Annotated in this window: 3 protein-coding genes; all 3 read right to left on the minus strand. The window is 60.2% G+C overall.

Annotated elements, in window-relative coordinates; genetic code table 11:
• Nucleotides 1-127 precede the first annotated feature (127 nt).
• The 3 genes from HX873_RS21255 to HX873_RS21265 all read right to left on the minus strand — a co-directional run bounded on the left by HX873_RS21255 (nt 128) and on the right by HX873_RS21265 (nt 2,693).
• Complete coding sequence (locus HX873_RS21255; RefSeq protein WP_063033612.1) at nt 128-910, minus strand: MetQ/NlpA family ABC transporter substrate-binding protein; 783 nt, start codon at nt 908-910, stop codon at nt 128-130.
• A 232-nt stretch (nt 911-1,142) separates the two neighbouring features.
• Complete coding sequence (locus HX873_RS21260; RefSeq protein ID WP_177040723.1) at nt 1,143-2,063, minus strand: sigma 54-interacting transcriptional regulator; 921 nt, start codon at nt 2,061-2,063, stop codon at nt 1,143-1,145.
• Between the two features lie 48 nt (nt 2,064-2,111).
• Nucleotides 2,112-2,693, minus strand: a complete 582-nt coding sequence (locus HX873_RS21265) for an alpha/beta hydrolase (protein ID WP_003211820.1) — start codon at nt 2,691-2,693, stop codon at nt 2,112-2,114.
• Between the last annotated feature and the right edge of the window lie 239 nt (nt 2,694-2,932).

Raw genomic sequence — 2,932 nt, forward strand, 5'->3', positions numbered from 1 at the left:
TGTTGGCTGACCCACCGCATTCGCGAGCAAGCCCGCTCCCACATTTCGATTGTGTTCCAGCCATAAAAAACGCCGACGCTGTAGAAGCCGTCGGCGTTTAAACCTTGAAGGAGGTTTTTGGGTTCGATCAGAACGCCGGCACGACCGCGCCGTTGTATTTCTTCTCGATGAAAGCTTTCACTTCAGGGCTGGTCAGGGCTTTGGCCAGCTTCTGGATCGCGTCGCTGTCCTTGTTGTCCGGGCGGGCAACCAGGAAGTTCACGTACGGCGACTTGGCGTCTTCGATGATCAACGCGTCCTTGGCCGGGTTCAGGCCGGCTTCCAGGGCGTAGTTGGTGTTGATCAGGTCCAGGTCAACCTGGTCCAGGACGCGTGGCAGCAGCGCCGATTCCAGCTCTTTGAATTTCAGGTTTTTCGGGTTGCTGGCGATGTCTTTCGGCGTGGCCAGGGCGTTGGTCGGGTCTTTCAGAGTGATCACGCCAGCCTTTTGCAGCAGCAGCAGGGCACGGCCGGAGTTGCTGCCTTCGTTCGGGATGGCCACGGTGGCGCCATCTTTGAGCTCAGAGATGTTTTTGATTTTTTTCGAGTAGCCGCCGAAGGGTTCAACGTGCACACCCACTACGGTGACCAGGTTGGTGCCTTTACCCTTGTTGAAGTTTTCCAGGTACGGCAGGGTCTGGAAGTAGTTGGCGTCCAGACGCTTCTCGGCCACCTGTACGTTCGGTTGTACGTAGTCGGTGAAGACTTTGATTTCCAGGTCCACGCCTTCTTTGGCCAGGGTCGGCTTGACCAGCTCAAGGATCTCGGCGTGCGGGATCGGGGTAGCGGCTACCACCAGTTTCTCGTTGGCCTGGGCGAAGCTTGCAGTCAGGGCAGCCGCCAGTGCGGTAAACAACAGAACCTTTTTCATGCAGTGTCCTTATCGAAAATCCGGGTCGTCTGGGACGGCCGCTTTTTTAGTGGATGCCAGCGAAGTGCTATCGCGGCGTGGAGCGGACAATACCGAGGTTTTTTATTCCAGAACAATACTTTTTATTCACTTTGATATTCCATTTTGTTCATGCAGGAGCCCGTCTTGCCGGCGATGGCGGTCTTGAGCCTTGCGATGCCCCTGAGGACGCCATCGCCGGCAAGCCGGGCTCCTACAAAACAACGTGTTCTTTAAGATAGCTTTTGAGGGCTTCAACCTCGGCGGCGCTGGCGTGGCCAAGAATTCGCCGCACCTGCTCCACAGGCGAACCCGCCACGGGCAGGTTCAAATGCTCAGGCAGAATCTCGTCGCCACTGCTGACCAGCAAGGCAAAGTGAATCACGTTCTCCAACTCCCGGGTGTTGCCCGGCCAGCTATGATGCTCCAGCACGCGCTGGGCTTCGTCGCTGATCAGCGGCACCGGCAGGTCGAGGCGCTGGCTGTAGATGCCGAGGAAATATTCGGCCAGTGACAGGATGTCGCCCACCCGCTCGCGCAGTGCGGGCAGCTCCAGTTGGCCTTCGCTGAGGTAATGGAACAGGCGCTCATGAAACTTGCCGGCCGCCACGGCCTGGGCGAGGTCGATGCTGGTGGCCGCCACCAGCCGCACATCCACCGGGCTTGGCTGATGGGCGCCGACGCGGGTGACTTCGTGGTTTTCCAGCGCCGCCAGCAGCTTGACCTGGATTGGCAGCGGCAAGTCGCCGATTTCATCCAGGTACAACGTGCCGCCGTTGGCCGAGCCAAACCAGCCGGCGCGGCTGCTGGCTGCGCCGCTGTGGCTGCCTGCGGCGTAGCCGAACAGTTCGGCGTCGGCGTATGTCGGGCTGATGGCGCCGCAATTCACCGAGACAAACAGGCCGGTGCGGTCGCTGCCACGGTGGATATGCCGGGCGAGCAACTCCTTGCCGCTGCCGGTTTCGCCGCGGATCAACACGGGCAAGGCACGGGGGGCGAGGTTTTCGAGGTCTTCGCGCAGTTGCCGCGAACGCGGGTCGACAAACACCAGCGCCTTGGCACGAATGCTCAGGGGGCTTTTTTCGGCGTCGGGGAAGGTCAGCAGGGGCTGACCGAAGGTTTCATGCAGGCTCATGGCAGGCTCCCGCCCCATCCACGAAGGGGAAGGGGCGTTTAAAAAATTTTATGCACGGCGCCGGGAGTGATGTTCCAGGCGATTTTGCAGGCGATAGAGGTAGGCGAAACCCTGTTCCCAGCGTTGATGGCCGGACTTCACGTTGATGTGCCCGGCGCCCGCGAGAATTCCTGCTTCGGCGCCCCAGTTACGTGCCAGTTCCAGGGCGCGGGTGGCGCTGACGGCGCTGTCGTTGTCGGAGCTGACGACCTGGCTTGGGAAGGGCAACAGGTGGCTGGGGATTGGCGCAAAGTTACGCAGGGCGGGTGCGCAGGCAGGGCGTTCGACATCGGCCGGGGCCACCAGCAGGGCGCCGCGTACCTGACGCAGGAACTGCACCGGTGCGGTGGCCGCCCAATGGGCGACGGTGATGCAGCCCAGGCTGTGGGCGATCAGAATCACCGGGGTGCTGTCGGCGGCGATGGCTTCGGCCAGGGCGGCCACCCAGTCTTCGCGGCGTGGGGTGAGCCAGTCGGCCTGCTCCACGCGCGCGCTGTTGGGCAGGCTGTTCTGCCAATGACTTTGCCAATGATCTTCTGGCGATCCTTGCCAGCCCGGCACGATCAGATAACGAATCGACTCGCTGTGCATGGGTGTGCCCTCCTGCAGCGTTTAACGTTGTGGGTCAGTATAGGCACGGGGTATATATTCGTTAAGGAATAAGAAGCTATTTATTAATAACCAAAAATCGAGTGTTAAAAGCCAAATCAAAAACCAGAGCGAAAGCAGAGCTGCTTTTCTGTGGGAGCTGGCTTGCCTGCGATGCAGACAACTCGGTACATCAGACACACCGAGGAGATGCCATCGCAGGCAAGCCAGCTCCCACATTT

It is taken from the genome of Pseudomonas sp. P7758 (assembly GCF_013386485.1).
Classification (GTDB): domain Bacteria; phylum Pseudomonadota; class Gammaproteobacteria; order Pseudomonadales; family Pseudomonadaceae; genus Aquipseudomonas.